The 21,550-nt window shown below is 42.2% G+C and carries 18 protein-coding genes; 5 read left to right on the forward strand and 13 right to left on the reverse strand.

Annotated features, from left to right (window positions below; all coding sequences use genetic code 11):
- Nucleotides 1–7: 7 nt before the first annotated feature.
- Entirely contained in the window at nt 8–997 is a 990-nt protein-coding gene (locus tag AC1XUE_RS19815; protein ID WP_483357715.1) for a stage II sporulation protein M, read from the reverse strand.
- A 96-nt stretch (nt 998–1,093) separates the two neighbouring features.
- Here AC1XUE_RS19815 and AC1XUE_RS19820 point away from each other — a divergent pair, with 96 nt between their 5' ends.
- Nucleotides 1,094–1,804 carry an RDD family protein gene (locus AC1XUE_RS19820; protein ID WP_483357716.1) on the forward strand — a complete coding sequence of 237 codons (711 nt, stop codon included), beginning with the start codon at nt 1,094–1,096 and terminating at the stop codon, nt 1,802–1,804.
- A gap of 3 nt (nt 1,805–1,807) precedes the next feature.
- On the opposite strand, the gene AC1XUE_RS19825 is transcribed toward AC1XUE_RS19820, so the two are convergent.
- The gene (locus AC1XUE_RS19825; protein WP_483357717.1) at nt 1,808–4,882 is read right to left on the reverse strand and encodes an efflux RND transporter permease subunit; all 3,075 of its coding nucleotides are present in this window, start codon (nt 4,880–4,882) and stop codon (nt 1,808–1,810) included.
- 35 nt (nt 4,883–4,917) lie between these two features.
- On the opposite strand from AC1XUE_RS19825, the gene AC1XUE_RS19830 reads away from it, so the two are divergent.
- Nucleotides 4,918–5,109, forward strand: a complete 192-nt coding sequence (locus AC1XUE_RS19830) for a hypothetical protein (protein WP_483357718.1) — start codon at nt 4,918–4,920, stop codon at nt 5,107–5,109.
- Between the two features lie 28 nt (nt 5,110–5,137).
- Nucleotides 5,138–5,452, forward strand: coding sequence for a type II toxin-antitoxin system PemK/MazF family toxin (locus AC1XUE_RS19835; protein WP_483358019.1), 315 nt, complete (start codon nt 5,138–5,140; stop codon nt 5,450–5,452).
- A 7-nt stretch (nt 5,453–5,459) separates the two neighbouring features.
- On the opposite strand, the gene AC1XUE_RS19840 is transcribed toward AC1XUE_RS19835, so the two are convergent.
- From AC1XUE_RS19840 to AC1XUE_RS19860, 5 genes are all read right to left on the reverse strand, one after another.
- Nucleotides 5,460–6,518 carry an efflux RND transporter periplasmic adaptor subunit gene (locus AC1XUE_RS19840; protein ID WP_483357719.1) on the reverse strand — a complete coding sequence of 353 codons (1,059 nt, stop codon included), beginning with the start codon at nt 6,516–6,518 and terminating at the stop codon, nt 5,460–5,462.
- Between the two features lie 43 nt (nt 6,519–6,561).
- Nucleotides 6,562–7,140 (reverse strand): NAD(P)H-dependent oxidoreductase, encoded by a 579-nt coding sequence (locus tag AC1XUE_RS19845; protein ID WP_483357720.1) that lies wholly within the window; start codon nt 7,138–7,140, stop codon nt 6,562–6,564.
- Nucleotides 7,140–8,501, reverse strand: coding sequence for a TolC family protein (locus AC1XUE_RS19850; protein WP_483357721.1), 1,362 nt, complete (start codon nt 8,499–8,501; stop codon nt 7,140–7,142). Before AC1XUE_RS19850 ends, AC1XUE_RS19845 begins: the two co-directional genes overlap by 1 nt.
- 66 nt (nt 8,502–8,567) lie before the next feature.
- Entirely contained in the window at nt 8,568–9,191 is a 624-nt protein-coding gene (locus AC1XUE_RS19855) for a TetR/AcrR family transcriptional regulator (protein ID WP_483357722.1), read from the reverse strand.
- A gap of 230 nt (nt 9,192–9,421) precedes the next feature.
- A complete protein-coding gene (locus AC1XUE_RS19860) occupies nt 9,422–9,955 on the reverse strand; it encodes a YceI family protein (RefSeq protein ID WP_483357723.1) in 534 nt (177 codons plus the stop codon).
- Nucleotides 9,956–10,236: 281 nt separating this feature from the next.
- On the opposite strand from AC1XUE_RS19860, the gene AC1XUE_RS19865 reads away from it, so the two are divergent.
- Nucleotides 10,237–11,037, forward strand: a complete 801-nt coding sequence (locus tag AC1XUE_RS19865; protein ID WP_483357724.1) for a transglutaminase-like domain-containing protein — start codon at nt 10,237–10,239, stop codon at nt 11,035–11,037.
- A 390-nt stretch (nt 11,038–11,427) separates the two neighbouring features.
- Here AC1XUE_RS19865 and kbl read toward each other — a convergent pair whose 3' ends face one another.
- Both kbl and AC1XUE_RS19875 read right to left on the reverse strand, forming a co-directional pair.
- A complete protein-coding gene (gene kbl / locus AC1XUE_RS19870) occupies nt 11,428–12,618 on the reverse strand; it encodes a glycine C-acetyltransferase (RefSeq protein ID WP_483357725.1) in 1,191 nt (396 codons plus the stop codon).
- 33 nt (nt 12,619–12,651) lie between these two features.
- Nucleotides 12,652–13,608 carry an NAD-dependent epimerase/dehydratase family protein gene (locus AC1XUE_RS19875; protein WP_483357726.1) on the reverse strand — a complete coding sequence of 319 codons (957 nt, stop codon included), beginning with the start codon at nt 13,606–13,608 and terminating at the stop codon, nt 12,652–12,654.
- Between the two features lie 169 nt (nt 13,609–13,777).
- On the opposite strand from AC1XUE_RS19875, the gene AC1XUE_RS19880 reads away from it, so the two are divergent.
- Entirely contained in the window at nt 13,778–14,239 is a 462-nt protein-coding gene (locus AC1XUE_RS19880; protein WP_115830389.1) for an Lrp/AsnC family transcriptional regulator, read from the forward strand.
- A gap of 38 nt (nt 14,240–14,277) precedes the next feature.
- On the opposite strand, the gene AC1XUE_RS19885 is transcribed toward AC1XUE_RS19880, so the two are convergent.
- The 4 genes from AC1XUE_RS19885 to AC1XUE_RS19900 are packed head-to-tail and all read right to left on the reverse strand — an operon-like array spanning nt 14,278 to nt 21,340.
- Complete coding sequence (locus tag AC1XUE_RS19885) at nt 14,278–16,665, reverse strand: hypothetical protein (RefSeq protein ID WP_483357727.1); 2,388 nt, start codon at nt 16,663–16,665, stop codon at nt 14,278–14,280.
- A gap of 22 nt (nt 16,666–16,687) precedes the next feature.
- Nucleotides 16,688–17,812 carry a DUF4249 domain-containing protein gene (locus tag AC1XUE_RS19890; RefSeq protein WP_483357728.1) on the reverse strand — a complete coding sequence of 375 codons (1,125 nt, stop codon included), beginning with the start codon at nt 17,810–17,812 and terminating at the stop codon, nt 16,688–16,690.
- 10 nt (nt 17,813–17,822) lie between these two features.
- Nucleotides 17,823–20,594, reverse strand: coding sequence for a carboxypeptidase-like regulatory domain-containing protein (locus AC1XUE_RS19895; protein WP_483357729.1), 2,772 nt, complete (start codon nt 20,592–20,594; stop codon nt 17,823–17,825).
- Nucleotides 20,591–21,340 (reverse strand): hypothetical protein, encoded by a 750-nt coding sequence (locus AC1XUE_RS19900; RefSeq protein WP_483357730.1) that lies wholly within the window; start codon nt 21,338–21,340, stop codon nt 20,591–20,593. The genes AC1XUE_RS19895 and AC1XUE_RS19900 overlap by 4 nt, the downstream gene beginning before the upstream one ends.
- Nucleotides 21,341–21,550 lie beyond the last annotated feature (210 nt).

A 21,550-nucleotide genomic window follows, 5' to 3' on the forward strand; every position in this document is an offset into this window, starting at 1 on the left:
GGTAGAGTTAGTTATATGAGTTGGCCTGAAATGTCTTAATGAATGAATTCTTACTTTCTACTTGTCCGCCATATAGCTTTTGCGGATAAACGATGAAATACCATACAATAAAAGTAGCAGACACCGCTATTATGGCCGCACTTCCCCAAACCGGCAATGTAAGTCTGGTTACAAAACTCTCCAGAAATCCTGCGGCCACAAAAACAGGAACCAGTCCGATAGCCAGCTTCAGGCCCTTTTTAGCACCTGCCTTAAATGACTCCAGTCTTGAAAAAGTCCCCGGGAATAAAAGACTGTTTCCCATAACCAGCCCCGCTGCTCCTGCAATGACGATAGCCGAAATTTCGAGCATACCGTGAATCCAGATTTTGAGGATAGACTCAAGTAATAAGCCGCGCTCAAAAAAGAAATACTGAAAAGCACCCAGCATAATCCCGTTTTGTACCAATACAAAGACAGTTCCTGCGGATAATAAAATCCCTGCTGCAAACGCCATGAAAGACACACGAATATTATTTACGGTAATAGCCAGAAACATATCTGTAGAAGAGCTCGATTTATAGATAGCCAACGGATCGCCGTTTTTGATGTTTTCAAGGGTTTGGTTTACATATCCATCCCCCAGGATCAGTCTTACAAAAGTATCGTCATGAGCAGCCGACACACAACCTATCAGTATCGTCACAACAAAAATCAGAAATGCGTATAGCAATTGACTCCTGGCCTGAAAGCTGATATACGGAAGTTCATATTTCCAAAAAGTAATAATTCTACCGCGATCCTCTTTCCTGTTGCTATATAATGTTCTATGCAACTGCGCCGTAAGACCGTTCAGGTATTTCAGCACTGACGATCCGGGGTAGAATGTACGCGCATAAGAAAGGTCATCTGTGAGTGCTACAAATCGAGATGTAAGTACATCCGGATCATCCGTTATGCTTTCTTCATAAGACCGCCATCGATCAGCATTACGTTTTACAAAGACAGCTTCTTTCATACGGATGCAAATTGCAGAATTGGAAAGCTTGAAGTATTGAAGTATTTTTCTTGCAAGATATTATTTTTTCCCAGCCAACAAACTTTTGAACGATAAATGAGCTTACAGATTGACACAGCCCAGAATGTAGGCGTTGATTATGAAATAGCAAGCATTGGTGAAAGGATTCTGGCCCAAATCATAGATTACGCTATCTATTTCGGATGGATATTAGCCGTTACCGGATTAAGGGCGACCATCTCCACCGGGTACTTTTCTGAAACCTGGATGCTTACGGGTCTTATCATGCTACCCATTATGCTCTATCCACTGCTTTGCGAATATTTTCTGGATGGACAGACTGTCGGCAAAATGGCATTAAAAATTAAAGTGATCAGGCTGGATGGAAACAAAGCGACGCTGAGCGCCTATCTGTTACGCTGGTTACTTGCCATTATTGATGTAACTCTTTTCTCAGGTGTAATTGCCATACTGACCATAGCCATTACAGGTAAAGGACAAAGATTAGGAGATTTGGCCGCAGGAACCGCTGTGATTAAAACACAATCAAGCATCAGTCTAGAGCAAATCATGACACCTGCACTTGCTGATGATTACATACCCCGGTACCCGGAAGTGGTACAATTGACGGACAATGATATCAGGACTTTAAAAAAGGTACTGGCTGCCAACAATGAAGAATTGATGGAAGCCAGCATGCGCAAAATTGAGTCTTTGTTAGGTATTCATAGTTTGGATACAGGGGACAACTTTCTCAGACAAATCATCTCTGATTTTGATTACTACGCCCATATTCATTCAAACTAATATTTAGTGAACCTCATTGTTGATGACAGGCTCCACCTCAGGAGGTAATAATTTGTATAAAACCGGAGTTACAATCCGAGACAATAAGGTCGAACTGATCAATCCGCCTATCAGCACCCAGGCCAATGGCGAATAAAGTGGATTACCTTCAATGGCCAAAGGAATAAGTCCGCCAATCGCGGTAAGCGAAGTAAGCACAATAGGTACAAACCGAATTTCTCCGGCCTGCTGTATTGCATCCATCAATGACAATCCTTCTGCACGCAATTGATTGGTGAAATCCACTAAGAGTATCGAGTTTTTAACTTCTATACCGATCAATGCAATAAGGCCGATGATGGCGACAAACGAAAGCGGATAACCCACTACAAAAAGCGCTGACAATGCACCGATAATCCCAAGCGGGATCACAGAAAGTACGATCAGTGAGCTTTTAAAGGTGCCGAATTCCAATACCAACACGCCCAAAAATCCGAATGCGGTGATTAGTATGATGGTACCTAAGCCACTAAACGATTTCTCTCTGGCTTCCAGCTCTCCGGCAGCTTTGTAACTGAATCCTTCCGGCAGCTGGTATTTATCCAGTTTGGCTATAATCTGATTGTATACCGCATCAACTAGAAACCCTTTTTTCACATAGGCTGAAACCGTCACATACCGATCCTGATCGTAATGCCTGATCTGACTTACTGCACTTTCAAACTGAAGGTCTGCGATTTGACGCAGCGGAACGGAAGTACCTGTGAGGGTATTGATATACAAATTATTTAAAACACTTTGATCAGCTACCTTGCCTTTAGGCGTGGTCAGATTGATGGCATAATCGTCACCATGCTCATCTTTAAACATTCCGATATTGAGGCCTGCCACTGCAAGACGAATGGTTCGGTTCACTTCAGCAACAGAAATGCCCATCATACTTGCCTTCTCCTTGTTGATTTTCACTCTGATATCAGTCTTTTGATTGGCAATCGGGTTATTGACATAGATTGTACCAGGCGTACTTTTCAACACTTTTTCAACTCCCGCAGCCGCAGCTTTCAATTTATCAAGGTCTTCGCCAAAAATCCGTATCGCTACAGGTGCTTCGGTATTGGGCCCCTGCTCAAAATCCTTCACCTCTACCTTTGCATTGGCTACATGACTAAATCCGGTGCGTAGTTGTTCTATAATCAGCTCTTTATCAGCAGGCTTCATGTCTTTCAGCTGAACAAACAGTTCTGCAAAGTTGGTAGCATCGGAGCGCTGGATTACGTTATAATAAATACGTGGATTTCCCTTGCCGACATTGGTAGTTACATAGCGTAGTTCAGGAATTTTCTTTACTTCCTGCTCCACAAATTTTGCCACGCGATCCGTTTCAGACAATGCCGTACCATCAGGTGTTTCGACGGTGATCAAAAACATAGGCTTTTCAGACTTCGGAAAAAGCGAAAACCCGATCACTTTTGTAAGTCCGAGAGAACCGGCAAATAGAACCAGTGCAACAAGCAATGTGGGCAGAGGATGGCGCAACGCCCAGTGCAGAAGTTTGCTGTAAGATCCACTGATCACTTTACGCAGTGAGCGCATGAAAATATTTCCTTCCGGATTATGGCTTTCTTTCAGTAATCTGCTACTCAGGAATGGAACAATGGTGAGCGACACGATCATGGAAGCGATGATAGTCATACTAACGGCCATCGGCAAACTTCTGATAAAATCACCCGATGCTTCAGGAAGAAAATTAAGCGGCAGGAACGCCAGTACTAAAGTAACCGTACAACCAATTACCGCAAGCGTAATCTGCTTGGTTGCTTTGACAGCTGCTTCTCGTTTCGGATAGCCATCGCGCATCCATCTTTCAATGTTTTCGACTACCACAATGGAATCGTCCACGAGTATTCCAAGCGAAACGATCAATCCGACAATACTAAGCTGATTGATACTGAAACCAAGGTAATCAATAGCTGCCAGTCCCATGGCCAGCGATAATGGAATGGATATCATCACGACCAGTGCAGCTCTGAAACCAAGCGGGAGCAGTGTCAGCGAAACCAGAAAAATGGCAATCGCAAAATCTTTTGCAAAACGGCTAAGTCGCTTACTCACACTTTCAGACTGATCGAAACTCTTGATCAGTTTGATATGTGAAGGAAGTGTTTTTTCGAACTTTGTAATGACCGGATTCAAAAGCTTTCCCACCTGTTCAATATTCTGACCTTCCTTTTGCGCGGCTGTCACCAGCACACACCGATGCCCGTTGAGTCGGGTTATATGTGATTCTTCCGCCTCATCATATTCTACTGTTGCTACGTCTGACAGATAGATCACTTTTTGCGAAGGAGTACCGAAGCCTGTATTGGCGACAATGGTATTTTTAATTTCGTCCAGAGAAGTATAGTCTCCTGATGTCTTGATATTGAACTTGCGGGTATTTGCCTGGATACTTCCTCCGGGAATATTATAGTTTTCGGCCTGTAAAGTCTGAATCACCTGATTGACCGGCACACCTTCCAGCGCCATCTTTTCCAAATTGAGTGAGATACGGACTGTTCTGGCAGGGAAGCCCCAGTTCTCGACGCTTTTCAGGCTCTTAATTTTGGAAAGTTCATCTTTTAGATCATCCGATCTGTCACCCATTTCTTTGTTTGAAGCCGTTTCTGACACAAGCGCTACCTGAACAATATTTACATCCGTGGGCGAAAACCGTCTGATTTCGGTCCTGAATATATCACTGGGCAGCTCTGCAGAAAGTGCGCCCACCTCACGAACTAATTCCTGGTATTTTTCGTCCGGATCTTCGCTGTAATCGTATTCAATCACGACTACCGCCAAGCCATCATCCACGTTGGTTTTGATATTGTTGACGTTTTCCAGCGCCATCAGTTTCTTCTCGACCTTGTCCACCACTAGCTCTTCCATGTCCAGGGCGTCAGTTCCCGGATATACATAAACGATGGCGAACGACGGCGCAAAGAATTCCGGATCTTCCCCGCGTGGCATATTGAAAAGAGAGTTCAACCCCAATGCCACCACTCCAATAAACATCACCAGCATGAACTGCCAGTTCTTTACCGAAAATTCAGAAATATTCATTCTCTTTTAGTATTTTTGTTTAAATCCCAAATGACATGGAAACGCTGTTAATAACTGTTCCTGAGAACGTTGATATAGAAACAATAGAAAAAGCACTTCATGAAATAGAAGGAATTTCTATTGTTAAAAGACTCCACAAGTTGGATGAAACGACGATGTTATCTCAACCTTCCCTTTCGGAAGAATGGGAAAGCGAAGAGGATCTTCGTTGGGATAAATTGATCTGACTCTACGGCTCTCTATCAACAAGGAGATATAGTTGCGGTTCTTTTTCCTTTTACGGATATCTCTCAAAGTAAAAAGCGACCTGCTATCGTGATTTCTAACGATCTGGTCAACCAGACTGGCGACTACCTTTTGATTCAAATAACAAGCCAGATAAAAACTGATCACTTGTCTATCGAAATAAATCACTCCGACTTCATTGGTAGCCCTTTGCCTCTTAAAAGCTTTGTTCGCATTCATAAAATTTTCTTATTGAATGAATCCTTAATATCGAACCGGGTTACTGCTGTAGAGTCGTTGTTTCTAAAATCACTTACCGATGAGCTTCAGAAACTAATCAGCTGACGTTATCTTAATTCCTAACTTTCAACGCCACCGAATCCGTCAGAAATGCAGATCCCGAAGTGACCACCTGTTTCACATTTTCCAGTCCTTCTGTAATCAGAACCTGATCTCCACCCAGATAGCCAATTTTCACCGGTAATTTCTTTGCCTTATTATTTTCGCTGATAAAGACATAACCCGTATTTCCATTACCTTCAATAATCGACTCTATCGGAACAACCGAATATGTCCGGCTCTGGGATGAACTGATTTCCACTTTACCGAATAGACCGGTTGCGAACCTTTTACCAGAAGGATCAATTCTGATTTCTGCCTGATAGAGCTTACTCACCGGATCTGCCGACTGTGCCAGACTGCTGATCGTTCCTTTGAATATCTCTTCAGGATATGCATCCAGCTGAACCTGGGCCAAATCTCCAATTTTTATTCTTGCCCAATCCTTATCTGAGACGTTCACGCGCATCACCCAATCATTCCTACGGCTGGAAGTAACGATAATACCCGGACTACCCGGACCGACAAATTCGCCCTCGCTGATTTGCTTACGGGTCACGGTACCGTCTATTGGCGATATAATTCTGGCGAAAGATTGGTTGAATTTGGCGATATCAAGATTCTGCCTGTTCACATCCAAACCGGTGCGGGCGTTCTGCAACTGTTCCAAAGTGGCAGCTGTATCATTCAGCATATTCCGTACCCGTTGAAAATCCCTTTCAGATTTTTCCGCTGCAAAAGCAGCTTGGTTCACCTGAGCATCAATTTCAGTCATATCAAGAACAGCCAGCAATTGCCCTTTCCTGACAGCTTGCCCCTCTTTCACCAGTACTTTCGAAACAATTCCTCCAATCTTGAAAGATAACCGGGCTTCCTCCGAGGACGCCACAGAACCAGCCACACGAATGGGTTCCGAGCGCGACGCGGTCTTTACAGAATCAAGCCTTACAGTGATGACGGTCTGGTCGGCCAGTGTCTGTTCCTTCGGTTTTTCCTCACCGCAACTCCACAATGCAAAAACCGTTAGAAAAGGAGCGATATACTTTATTCTATTTTGAAACAAAAAACGCATGATAGTATTTGTTGAATTACTAAGATTGAATAGTATCGCCTCATCATTTAAACTGACTCCCTGCATTCTCTATTTTTTGCAACCACTTCATTCTGTAGTCGTCAGTGGACTTCCGGATCGGTCCGATTGCGGTCATTCTTACAGGCTTAAAGCCTGTGAATTCCAATACCATCTTTTTCATAGCATAATATCCAGGACGGCCATTAACAAGCCAATAGTACCATACCGGCTGATCCAGCGTATTAATCACATGCGCACTTCGTCCGGCCAGAAGACGATCCCACCATACCGAATTTTCACGGTACTTAAACGCAAAGCCTGGCAGGAAAACTCTGTCAATAAATCCCTTCAACAACGAAGGCCATCCACCCCACCAGATCGGGTAAACCCAGACGATATGCTCTGCCCAGGTAATTTTCTCTTGCGCATCAATCAAATCCGGTTCCAGTTCAACACGCTGGCGGTATCCGTATCGCAGATTAAGGTCAAACTCCAGATCCGCCAGGATAATCTCTTTCACTTCTGCACCTGACGCTAACGCTCCCTTCCTATACGCGTCTGCAAGAGCTGTATTAAAACTGATTTTATCAGGATGCCCGTTTATAATAAGTATCTTTTTCATCACTCAGCGATTATTTTATCCAATAGCGATTTTTTAACTAACACATCATACTTAGCAATTACCTGCTGCAGGCGGGCCGTTTGTACATCATTCTGTGCTTTGATATACTCAATCATCAATACATTACCGTTTTTATAGCGACTGTCTATCACCCTGAAATATTGGGAAGCGTTCGTCAACGCATCGGACGATACATGTTGGGCATACCCAGCTGTTGCAAAATCGTAATATGCTTGTGTGGTTTGTAGTTCGATCTGCTTTTCAACCTCCGATCTCTTTGTCTGCAATAGCTCAGTCTGAATTTTTGCCTGCTGGATCTTTGACTTCCTTTCGTAACCTTTGAAAATATCCCACTGCAATCCCACCTGTCCTACCATATAAGCCTGATTCCGGAATGTATATCCAAAACCCTGAAAACCAGCATTACCACCCAGGTAAAAAGAAGGAATAGCAGCCGCTTTCTGCTGCATCTTCACTGCATATGTTGCTGCATCCAGCGACAAATTCAACTGTTTCAGTTCACTTCTGTTGGTTAGTGCAGTTTGTTTTAAAGTTCCCAATACATCATTTCCTTCGGTCACTGGCGCTTCAGAACCCATCAGCACTGAATCGACTTCAATGTGCGTACTTAAATCTCTATTGATCAAACAGTTAAAATAGGCAGCTGCTACACGTATGTTATTTTCAGCCTCCACTTTTTGCTGCTGCAATTTACTGGCCTCATATTCCGCAGAAAAAACAACATCCTTTGTAGCAGTATTATTCGAAACCAGCTTCTTGTTCAGCTTTACCAACTCATCCAGCACCGCTCCGCTGTTCCCCAATATTTTCACCACTTCCAATGTCTGCAGATACTGATAGTAGGCCGTCTTAATTCCATAGCGGAGTTCGTTTTCCACCACTGCTCTCTTAGCCTCCTGCGCCGACATCAAACTTTTCTGAATAAGATAGTTATACTTCACCTCAGGATTATAAATAGCATACTGAACATTAACTTTGGTATCATGAAAATTGGCCGGAGCCAGCAATTCATTAACATTTTCAATATTTGTCGGGAACTGGTTTGTTCCGGTAAGTTCATTGAGCGTACGATAAGCGGGATTCAACAAATCCCCAACCGGGAAATTCAGCCTTCGTCCTCCTGCAGCGTAAGAATAGGTTGGATTGAAAGAAACATGCGGATAAAAAAGCGCTTTGGCCTGACGAATAGCTTCAAGGGATTTTTTCAGCTCCAGCGATTCTTGCTTCAAAGCAAGATTATTTTTAAGTCCTTCCTCTACATAACCATCTAAAACTCCCGAAGATTGCGCGCGGGAAAGTGCAGGCAACATGATCAGGAAAAGTAGTATTTTATTAATCATGGCTAATATAATGAACAGTGTTTAGTGTAAGAGCAAATTTTTTTAGTGTACACTGAAATTCAATCCTTATTTGAATGAGGCCTTCATCATCTCTAAAAACAATTGAAACGATTCCTGCATACGCTCCATCTGTCTGTTATCTTCAAACATATCCATTCTCTTTTTCAGATAGATTGTGATAAGTCCATGCATATAACTCCAGATGGTCAGGCAGGCTGTGTCTAAATCCATTTCTGCTCTGAAGTATCCTGCACTTACACAATCAGTGTAAACTAATCTTAGAAAATTAAAGGACTTCATTCCGTCTTCCCATGCTTCATCTTTGCAAGCAAGCGCCTCTATGGGTGCCTGCATAATAAACATGAGATCGTATAATTCAGGATTTTCAATAGCAAATTTAATATACTGGCTTCCCAAACATGTCAGCCTTTCAAAGGGATCTGCAACGGTAGCAACCACAGCAAACTCCTCCATCATTTTCTCAAAAGCTTTTACATGTAACGCAAGCAACAGCTCATTTTTGTCTTTATAATAAAGGTATATTGTTGCCGGGCTGTATTCTATCGTATCGGCGATTCCGCGTATGCTTGTCTTTTCATATCCATTTTCCAAAAACAGTTTCTGCGCTCCCTGCAAAATCAATTCACGCATTTCCTCCCGCTCTCTTTCCTTTCTCTCAGTAATTCCCATATCGTCTTTTTATTAACACAACAAATATAATAAACAGTGTTTAGTAAAAACAAAACGTTCGCTATATTTATTTTATTGATAACGTACGAAGATTCGGAGTTTTGCTGATCGAGAAATCAGGAGTAACCATAAGAACGGATTAATGGCACTTCTAATCCACATAAAATAAAGACGCACAATGCGAATATCTCTATAATGAATACTCGCATTGTGCGTTCAAAAAAAGGAAGTTACTCGTGCCTCACCAGTTGGATATTGGCAATAAGCTTCACATCTTCACCGATTAACATGCCTCCCGAGTCGGTCAGCTGCATGTAATTTAAACCAAATTCCTGGCGGCTAAGACGACCCTCTACCTCGAAGCCAATTCTGATATTCCCTTCAGCGTCCCTTTCTGAACCACCATATTCAGCATCCAGCTCAATAGGTTTGGTAATTCCTTTCAGAGTGAGCAGACCGGCCAATTTATAGTTATCGCCTTTTACTTTATGAAAGTAGTTAGATTGAAAGGTAATATGCGGGAACTGATCGGCATCGAAAAAGTCTGCCGATTTGAGGTGTGTATCCCTCATTTCTACATTTGTATCAATACTGCTTACATCCAGTGAAAAGTGAATTTCAGCATTTTCAAAGTTGTTCTGATCGGATGTAGCACCACCTTCAAAATTTTTAAAAGATCCTGTAATCGTCGAAATCACAAGGTGTTTTATCTTAAACTGAACATCGGAATGAGCAGGATCAACGGTCCATTTTGTAATTGCCATAATTGATTAATCTGTTGAATAACTATAATTTCTAAAAAGTAGGTAAAAAATCTATTCCGTACAAATTGGCTTTACTGGTTCAAGTTGTGCAGCAAACACCCCACAGAACATACTTACAGGGCTTTTGATTGTGACAAAACCTATAATCAATTGACTCTAATTCAGAAAAATCTATCAACTTGTAAAGATCTGTCGGCCACCAGATTATTATATTATTGGCATGTAATTTTAAGACTATGAACTGGAGTATATTTACCAAACTTTACTAAATCAGCGATCAGATGAAAATGCAGGGAAGAAGCGTATTCACATACGATGTATATGCTCCCACTACCGTAACGACTATGTTACGTCCACGCCGTCAGGAAGGCCAATCTATCATACAAGAAGGATTCAATATAGAGCCATCCGTCCCGTTTTCTGAATACAACGACATTTACGGAAACCCTTGCCAGCGCACGATATTACCTGTTGGAAGAGTAACCATTACTACCGAAGTGCAGGCACAGGTCAAAAAGACGAAGGAAATCCCTAGTCCTCCTCCGACATATATGCTCGTAGGCGATCTGCCAGAGGAGATTATGCACTATATCCTTCCCAGCCGATACTGCGAATCAGATTTACATGAAATCAACATGCTGGCGATGGAGATAGCGGGTAATCTGGAACCAGGTTATGCACAGGTGGAAGCAATCCGCACATGGATACATCAGAATGTGAAATATCAGTATGGCACTACTAACTCAGCCACAACCGCGTTGGATGTAGCCCGTAGTCGCATAGGTGTGTGCCGTGATTTTACACATTTGGCTATAGCCATGTGTCGTAATTTATGCATCCCCACAAGGATGACAGTAGGATATCTGGATAAATTGAAGGACATGGACCTGCATGCATGGTTTGATGCATATCTGGGCGGAGAATGGTATACATTCGATGCAGTGCAGGAAAATACGGCAGGTTACCGTATAGAAATCGCCCATGGACGCGATGCTGCTGATGTAGCGATGGTGACGCAGTATGGAAATGCAACTTTGCAGTCGTTACATGTAGAAGTGCAGTTGTTGGAGCCGGAAGCCTAAAATTGGTAAAGATGTTTTTGATTGTTCGTTCAACCCCGTTCCGGGGTTGTGCAAATTTTATAGATACGATACATTTACCCCGGGTAAAACCCGGGGTTATTCGTGTTGAAGTCCTCCGGACTTCTCGTGAAGGCACCAAATCCCTGAGAGATTAAATTTGAATAGCTCCGGGTAAAACCCGGAGATTACGACATGACATTTTCCTTTAAACAACCCTATAAGGGTTGAACATCGTCGGCAAAAGAAAAACCGGACGCAAATCACGCATCCGGCTTCAGGTTAAGAATGGAATAGAAGTATTTTTTAATGGTTAATTGTTAGTGATCAATGCTTAATGTTCTCCTTGGTAATTTCAATTGATTCTAACTCTTCATTTTTAATTTTCAATTCCTAATTGATTACCCCAAGTTCCCTACCCACTTTTGTAAACGCAACAACTGCTTTTTCAAGATGATGCTGATCATGTCCTGCTGAAATCTGAACACGGATACGCGCCTTGCCCTGAGGAACAACAGGATAGAAAAATCCAATTACATAGATTCCTTCATCCAGCAACTTCGCTGCAAACTCTTGTGCTAGTTTTGCATCATAAAGCATAATCGGTACAATAGGATGTTCTCCTGGCAGAATGTCAAATCCGGCAGCTGTCATTTCCTTACGGAAGAAAGCCGTATTGCCTTCCAGCTTATCACGCAGTGCAGTAGATGAAGACAATATATCCAGCACTTTAATAGAAGCCCCTACAATAGAAGGTGCCAATGTATTAGAAAAAAGATAGGGCCGAGAACGTTGGCGCAGGATCTCAACAATCTCTTTTTTAGCTGCTGTGAAACCACCGGAAGCACCACCAAGTGCTTTCCCGTAGGTTCCGGTAATGATATCAATACGGCCCATTACGTTTCTGAATTCATGTGTTCCGCGGCCGGTCTTCCCGATAAAGCCGGATGCGTGACACTCATCAATCATGACCATGGAACCGTATTGTTCTGCTAAATCACAGATCTTATCCAATTGCGCGATGGTTCCGTCCATAGAAAAGACTCCGTCCGTTACGACCAGAATCCGGCGGCTCCCCTGCGCAGCTTTCAATTGTGTTTCCAGATCCGCAAGATCATTATGTTTATATCGGAAACGTTTCGCCTTACAAAGACGTATTCCGTCAATGAGTGAAGCGTGGTTTAGTTCATCGGAGATAATCGCATCGTTTTCGCCTAAAAGTGGTTCGAACAATCCACCGTTGGCATCGAATGCAGCTGCATACAGAATGCAATCCTCCGTACCCAGAAATTCGGCTGTCTTACGCTCAAGCTCCTTATGAATATCCTGTGTACCACAGATAAAACGAACAGAGGACATCCCAAAACCATGTGTTTCAATGGCCTCTATGCCCGCCTTGATTACATCCGGATGAGAAGAAAGACCCAAATAATTATTTGCACAAAAGTTCAGAACCTCCTTGCCATTGTCTGTCGCGATTTGCGCGGACTGAGGCGTGGTGATGATGCGTTCCTTCTTGTAAAGCCCTGCTTCTTTAATTGCATCAAGCTCCTTTTGAAGTTCCTGCTGAATATCTCCGTACATATTTTTTGAAGTTTAGTTAGTTTGTGATTCGTGTCAGACTTTAGCTGTCTTATATTTTTTCTGCAATTCAGATATCATTTCCGCCGTCATTTTGTCCAGATTGTAGGCAGGTCTCCAGCCCCAGTCCTTACGGGCTACAGAATCGTCAATATGTTGTGGCCAGGATTCGGCAATCTGCTGGCGAAAATCGGGTTTATAGCTGATCTCAAAACCCGGAATAATTTTACTTATGCTGTCTGCAATTTCTTTTGGAGAAAAACTCATTCCTGCCAGATTATATCCGGTACGAACCTTGATCTGATCGGCAGACGCTTCCATCAATCTCACCGTCGCATCCATCGCATCACTCATATAGATCATCGGCAAGGTTGTATCTTCTTTAAGGAAACATTCAAAATGTTCCCCCTTTACAGCCTTATGATAAATATCAACTGCATAATCGGTTGTACCACCACCAGGCATCGACTGATAACTGATTATCCCCGGATAACGCAAAGAGCGGATATCAAGTCCGTAACGTTTGAAATAATAATTGGACCAGTTTTCGCCGGCAGCTTTACTGATACCGTATACCGTCGCTGGATCGAGGTAAGAGAATTGCTCTGCTGTCACGTCTACATGATCTCCAAAAACCGCTATAGAACTTGGATAAAATATCTTTTTCACACCATGTTCACGGGCTGCTTCCAGTACATTGAAATACGTTTGCATGTTGATCTGCCAGGTATTGAGCGGATCCAGTTCCCCTTTTGCTGATAAGATCGCTGCCAGATGATATATCTGTGTAATGCCATGTTTTTTGACAATGCCAGCCAAAACAAATGCATCCGAGGCATCCAGTTTTTCAAAATAATCCTGCTTATGTTCCGGTTCGCGTAAATCCGAAGCTATCACCCCATTCTCCCCATAAATTCCACGCAAATATTCTACCAGTACAGATCCGATCTGCCCGTTAGAACCAATTACCAAAATACGTTCTGATTTTGTCATACCGAGTATTTGTTAAAAGCATAAATCACTTGCAATTTTGCCTTTTCAAACATTATTTTCAATATTCTACCTCTTTAGCAGTAAATTTTCCTGGACTATTATAATTTTACAGGAATTATTGATTTTCATATCGTCATTCTCTCTTTCATTGCAGTAAATATTATTCCACATGGAGCAACTGGATAAAATCGATACCAAAATTTTAAGGATTCTACAGAAGGATGCCAAGAAAACGACAAAGGAAATAGCCACGATGCTAAACCTGACTGTTTCACCCGTATATGAACGTGTGCGAAGACTGGAAAGCATGGGATACATCAAACAATATGTAGCTATACTGGATAAAAAGCTAATCAACCGTTCGGTAACTACGATTTGTCAGGTATCCATGCGCTATCATAATGAGGCATTTATCGAAAAATTTGAACAGGAAATCCAGAATCTGGAAGAGGTGCAGGAATGTTACCACATGGCAGGCCAGGTCGACTTTCTATTGAAAATCAACGTGGGAAGCCTGGACGAATACCATGATTTTGTAAAGTACAAGCTGTCGAAAATCGATAACATCGGCGTCCTCAACAGTACTTTCGTACTGAAGGAAATCAAGCATACATCAGAATTTTACATCTGAGCCATTAATTCTGATTACAAGTCAGGCCGGGCTACGTTTTACAAACTTCTTTTTCCAACACTAAAAGAAGTAGTGCTGCTTCCTGCAACGCCGTCATTAGTGATACCTTGTACGATCACCTGATAATTACCTGTAAAATCCGAAGTAAAGAATTGGATTTGTGCTTTACCACTTTCATCTGTAGTCACATTGGGCGACCAGTAAAGCAGATTTCTAAAATCCGGCATTCTGCTGCTGAGAGAGGACTGATTATCATATCTGGGAGCATAGAATTCTCTTTCGGCTTGCACTCCGTCATATGGTGTGACCAGCACTTTGGGATCGAGTTCAAAACCCGCCATATCATTTTTATATGTTGAGAAGCTTACAATCCCTGTAAACTGAATCATACCCAAGGTATATCGTGAACTCATCAGTTCAATTTTCTTAATTTTCAAAGGATCTACCTCCATAAACTTATCAATATTGAAAATCGGGATACCATCCAGTATCACGAGCGGATCCGTGCGGTAAAAGGTATTTGGTATTAATTTATCAATCATTCTGAAATGGAAACTTTTGTTTCTTCTTCTCACCATTACACCACGCACATATTCGCGCAATACTTCTTCCATTGTCGGGAAACGTGTATAATCATCCAGAAAATACTTTTCATCCGGTAGCCCGAAAAATGTCAGGGAGTCTGTAAGTGCTGCTTTCTTTTGAGCAAATACCCTTGGTGCAAAAGAATTACCGATCTGCATGTTCATGCTACGTGACAGCAGGTCACGGTCTTTTGTTTTATCAAACTGAAAAGATGGCAGAGACTGCTCCGAAAAATCTTTTGCAAACGGACTTTGAATTTCAAATTTATAGGTCGAGTCTTTAAGCAAATTCGTTTGCACCGTCACCTCTTTGGTTCCTTTGAAGTTCTTCAGTTCAAAAGTCGCTTCTCCTTCCTTATTAGTAATACTTCCGTAGATCGCAGCCGGAAAATCCAGAGGCCCTAAGAATGTTTCTATACCGGCAGCCGGTGTATTATCTGATGTATTCAGAACTTTCGCATGAACAAAATGACCGTCATATTCAGGTATAAATTCATATTTGGGGACACTAGCGCCAAATACATCAGTCCATTTGAAACGTCTCCATCCATGTGAAATCATCACATTATCCAACTCCAGGTTTCTTTGCGGAGTTATCTCCTGAAAATAATAGGCAGGATTTTCTAGATTTCCCTTTAAATCCGAAGTCAGATACATGTAGCTGTTGATATCATCATGTATAGAAGTAGGAATACTGTCTGTCAGAAAAACAGAAACTGATAGATTGCTTTTTTCAAGCCCATCCACATTCAAGGTTACCTTTTCTCTTGTTACAAATTCCTGTTTACCGACTCTGGCCTCCAGATTGAGCTGTTTTGCAGGGCGTTTGAAGTACAAACGTTCACAAATCGGCTTCTGTCTGTCATTCAATATTGTAAGATGTGATACGCCATCACCCAATTTTGCAGTATTCAGAAGTAATTCTGCCTTATTTCCGGTAAATTCAAGTCTTTCTGCAATAGGATTAAGCTGGCGCGTATGTGCCAGCAAATAAATACTGCCGCCTTCCAGGCCTTCCCTAAGTACCGTAATTTTTATATTTCCCTGACCAGCATCTGTAACCTGCATCACATAACCCTTTTCCATCACCTGAGGCAATGGATACTTGAATTGCCTGCCCTTAATATCTGTTACAATAGCCTGATATACCTCCGCATCTGCCGGTTTCCAGTTGAAATTACCAATCCCGGATACCGTCGGTCGGAAACGGGCTACTGTATCCTGTTGCTGATTCACAATTACTCCGCTGAGATAAATCCCTTTGCCATCAGCTCCCACTGCACGGAAAGCTACTTTACTTTCCAAATTCTTCACCAGATAACCTCCTTCAGGAAAAAACTGCACATCGTAGCTTAATTCCTTTTCTGCTTCAGGATCCGGATCAAATTTGATGAAAGGATTGATCACTGAGATATTTGTTTCAAAGAAATAGTCTGGACTGAAATTTTTCATCCAGTTGGTATAGCAACGCACCTTGTAATTACCACTTGTAACAGCGGTGGGAATCGAGACTGAACCATTTCCTTTCCCTCCTGCCAATGAAAACTTGGTTTGAATCACAGCATTGTTATCCTTATCAAGTACTTCCAGATACGCGATTTTACTCAGATCCAGAAAACGATGCCGGGCTCCATCCATATTATACGCCTTAAACCAGATCGTTTCTCCGACCAGGTAAAAGGGGCGGTCAAGATGCACATACATTTTCTCCTGCAAAGCTGTGCCTGCATATAAATTGAACCGATCCTTAATAGACTTGGACATGGGATCTTCCTGCCCGACGGACATCAAAGGCAGCAGACTTCCCAGGAGACAAAAAAATCCTTTTATAAAATATTTCATGGTTCAAGCTGAATAAAAACCTTTAATCTTCCCAAAATGCTGGCTTTACAATAGTTCCCCCTTGCGCACGACAATCAACACATCCGTATGAAGACAGGATCAGGCTATCCTGGCGCTCGCCGTGATAATGCAATAAAAAGGGATACGCCATAGGATTTTGCATGTATTCACCAACCGAAAGTGTATCCGGCGGATCACACCTTGGATACTGACCACGTCCGGGTGCCATAAAAATTCTTTTGGTTTGTTCTGTTGACACGCTGAAATAGCCGAATACCAATTCCTTGTTATCAGCCACATTTTTGATATTCCCTGTCACCTGCGAGGGTTGCGGATCAAAGAGACTTCCTGTTCCCTGGGTCGATTTGGACAGGCTCGTCCAATATTCAAATTCTTCCTGGCTCAAGCCGTATTGTTTGACAAGAATACTGTATTTGATCAGGAATTTATTGGTATTAATGGGCGCAATATTAATAGGCAGGTCCTTAATAATATCTGCACTCAGCTTAACAGTTGAACCCAGAATAATTCCGGTAGAATTTTTTGTTCCCCAGCATAAATTGATATTCTCGTTTCTGAAATCAATTTTTCTGGTGGCCGGATTATAAACCAACGATGAGTAATAAGCTGAACGATACTGATAGGTCTCTTCAAATTTCCACCGGTAAAATCTGGTTTTTCCTGACGGGTCGTGCGTATTGGTTTGAATCACCATCGCATCACGACCTGCATCATAACGGTAGTTAAGACTGTCGATCGGTGGCGTTTGGCTTACCGGTACAAATTCCGACAAATACTGCTGACCTGAACGCCTGGTAATACGCAACCGATATTTTCCTGCGGGATTCACAACCATAGCAGGAAGTATATATGCCCCATCGAATCCCTCTGTAAACGAATGTGTATTACCAGACTCATCCTCAACAGCTAGTACGGCGCCTGTCTCTACCATCGGAGAAGAGCCATCATTGGTATTTTGAGACAACCTGAGCTGAATACGACTCTCTGCATTTCCCGCATTGAGAAAGCCATCTACCACCAGATATCGCTCATCTGAATTGATTTCCGGTGGTGAAAATTCTTCTATGCAGGCATACAGCAGCACTACGAGCAGAACACAGCTGAATTTGAAAATAGTATGTTTCATATCTCGAAACTTAAAATCTGAAATTATAGGTAATTGTCGGGATCGGCTGTCCGAAGATAGACAGCTGATAGCCATTCACTTGTCCGTCTCTTGTCTGGAAATAGACAGATGTAGGATTCTTTCTTCCCAATAAATTATAAACTGAAAGTGTCCATGAACTATGTGCGAGCTTTCTCACCTTGTGGTTGCCCTCAATATTCATGGCAAAGTCGGCACGGTAATAATCCGGTATCCTGAACTGGTTACGATCTGCGTAGAAAACACGCTGAGCCCCATCAATATAATACTTACCCATTGGAGGAGTGTAAGGCCTACCTGTGCTATACGTAAAGTTCAAAGAAACACTGAAACGGTGAGATAAACGATAGTTGGTGATCATCGTGAAATCATGCGGCTTATCATAATTACTTGGATAATAATTACCATCATTAGGAGCATCGGGTGAATCCCTGTCAACTGCCCGGAGTAGTGTTCTGGCGTAGGTATAGGCAAGCCAGCCGTTCAGCTTACCAGTCATTTTTTTAACCATAAATTCTACCCCGTATGCTTTGGCATTGGTATTCAGTACAGCCGTTTCGATATCATGATTCATAATCAGAGAATCACCGCCTTTGTAGTCGAGGAAGTTTTTGATATTTTTATAATATCCTTCAAGAGAAACTTCAATCTTGTTTCCTCTGTAATTCCGGTACAAACCAAGCGAAATCTGGTCACCTACCTGTGGTTTGATATATCTGTCGCTGAGCTTCCAGATATCAGTAGGAGAAACGGACATCGTGTTGGTGAGCAAGTGGATATACTGACGAAGTGTATTATAGCTTAGTTTCAGCGAAAGATTATCCAATACGCTGTAGCGCATGGAAGCTCTGAACTCAGGCCCACCATACATCTGTATATTTTTGCCCTTTGCAAAACTTTCGGTACCAATCTGATACGGACGATCTACAGGAAAGCCGGGTGTATAAGTATTGATGGTTTTGGGCCCCAGATATTGAAACAATGAAAACCTGATCCCACCGGTAATGGACAATCTTGGATTTACCTCAAATTTATCTTCCAGATAAATGGCATTCTCAATCGCCTGTTCCGTTTGGAGCGTGTCCGGCATGATCAAAGACTCCGACCCACGTGGCGTGAATGTGCCGGGACTAAGTTTGTAATAGACGGATCCCAAACCAAATTCCAGTGTATGCTTAGGATTAATTATGTAGGTAAAATCTGCCTTGAAATTCGACTGTTTGATATTAAACCGGAGATCAAAAGAGTTGAGAGGAAGGCCAGATGCTTCCATGGCATACTGATACTGCGTATAAGAGCCGGTGAATTCCCCGTAAAGCTTCTGGTTAAAAGTGTGTTTCCATTTTAATGCCCCCAGGTGATTCTGATAACTATATGTGGTATCGCCATACAAACGGAACTGGTCGTTGCTTGTATAACCTGTTAAAAACAAACTGTTCTTTTCATCAATTTCGTGGCTGACATGCAGATTTACATCATAGAATGACGCTGAGCTTTTGTTGTATTCCGGATTGTCCAGTGCTTTAATCAACCAGTTGGAATAGGTGGATCTCCCCCCTAACAGGAACGACGTTTTATCTTTGATCAGCGGCCCCTCCACAGACAGTCGTCCTGTCACCAGACCTAAACCTCCGGAGACTACATATTTTTTCTTATTGCCATCCCTGCTATTAATATCAAGAACAGATGCCAGCCTTCCACCATATTTGGAAGGAATCGTACTTTTGTAGAGTTCAACTTCTTTCAATACATCAGGATTAAAAGCGGAGAAAAATCCGAAAAGGTGAGAAGGGTTGTAAATAGTAGCATCATTATAAAGGATCAGATTCTGATCTACCGATCCTCCACGCACGTTAAGCCCTGTTGTATTTTCCCCTACGGATTTTACACCAGGTAATGTCATGATTGTCCTGAGCAAATCTGTTTCTCCGAATACAGTTGGCACCTGTTTCAGATTCTTAATACTCAGCTTTACCTGCCCCATTTGGGTACTTACTACATTTTTATCCATCCCTGCTTTTACCGAAACCTCTTTAAGGGCAATCACGCTTTCGCGCATTTCGATATCCAGTTTCCCATTCGAATAGAGTACGATCTGTCGCTGGGTTTCCCTCATTCCGAAGCTTTTGATTCTCAACACCTTTTTTCCACGAGGAATTGTCAAAGCATATAATCCCAACGCATCCGTAGTTACACCGATAGAAGGTGAATCAATAAATACAGCAGCACCAATCACCGGCTCGCCAGTTATAGCATTTCTCACGTAACCAGTTATAGTGGAATTACCCGGCGTAATTTTATGCTTTTTGATACCAATATCGTGCACCTTACTTTCTGCAGAAGAAAGCAGTTTTTCTTTCAATGCGTCATCGGGTCCGGCATAAGCAATCGTGCCGTCTCCATCACTTTCGGGATTGAATAAACCCGGCTGAAGTTGTGTAATAATGCGTGGCCCATAAGTGATAAAAATTCTTCGCTGATTATCAACCGCATATTCAAAGTCTGAACCACGAAAAACCTGATCGAGCACTTCACGAATAGTGAGTTCATTGACGTTCAGATCGAGCGTCAATGAGTCAAACCGGCTGGCATCATAATAAAAGTAATAGCCTGAAACTGCCTCTACCTGTCTTACAAAGTCGTTGAACCGGGCTGAGTCCAGCCGCATCGTAATCTTTTTTTCCGGCGATGTCTCCTGGGCAACCACTTCACCCTGACTAAACAAAAAGGAAATACAAAAAACAAGGAGTATAAGTCTCTTCATGGTTTGGCCAGTTCATCGTAAGTGGTTAGCATTCTTTTGATCGAGTAGGCTCTGTCTTGCCGGTAAACAATGTCTTCTTTTCTGAGAACTCTTCGTAACGCTCTTTTATGTTCAGGAAAAAGATTCAGAACTGATTTTTTTGAGCGAACGGCGTAATATTGTTCTCCTTTCCTGATATAGTAAAAATCTTTTTGGGGAAATACCGTAATCACTCTGCGGTCATTAATCTTTTCCTGACGTTGTTTACTTCGTCGGATCAGGAGATGGGTAGGCCCGTTGTAAAAAAGGTTATAAAATCCGGTCACCATTGTAGGCTCAATCCCTTTTCCTTTTTCATACCAGATGAAAAATTCGCCATAATTTGTAAAACACTTTACTTTTTCGGATGCAATGATGATAGGATCACCGTTGAGATGCCGGACAACTAGCTGATCTTTGACGATATCATACATCATAGGAATACTATCATATCGCTGCCCTTCAGACCATAAAGATCCGCGGTACCATTTTCTGTCCGTAAAAAACTGATGCTCCTCCATTCGGGAATCATAGATATAATATACACGACCATTATACAGATTCTGAGATTCGAGAGTGGCCTCTTTATAAAGGGATAAAGGGTACTGGAGCTCTTCAGGAATAGGCGGGAATGGATTGCGTGGGATTGCCTGAGCTGTATCAATCTGCCCAAACGAAACTCCCTTTTGCAACATCAGCAGAAAGAAAACAACGTAGTAAAATCTCATAGAGTTGTGGAGGTATTTTTTTACTTTTTTGCTTCGATAAAAACCAGATATCCTAGTTAAGCTTCAAGTGCTTGTAAGTTACTACTTATTGGCAGATTAAAATATATGGTAAATGGTTGGAATCAATTTGACTTATTACCAAATAAAGCCATTACATCTTATCCGAACACCATATATTCTCTTACATTCAGGCTCAATAACCATATTTAT

It is taken from the genome of Dyadobacter sp. HNCC25DJ187 (genome assembly GCF_056895255.1).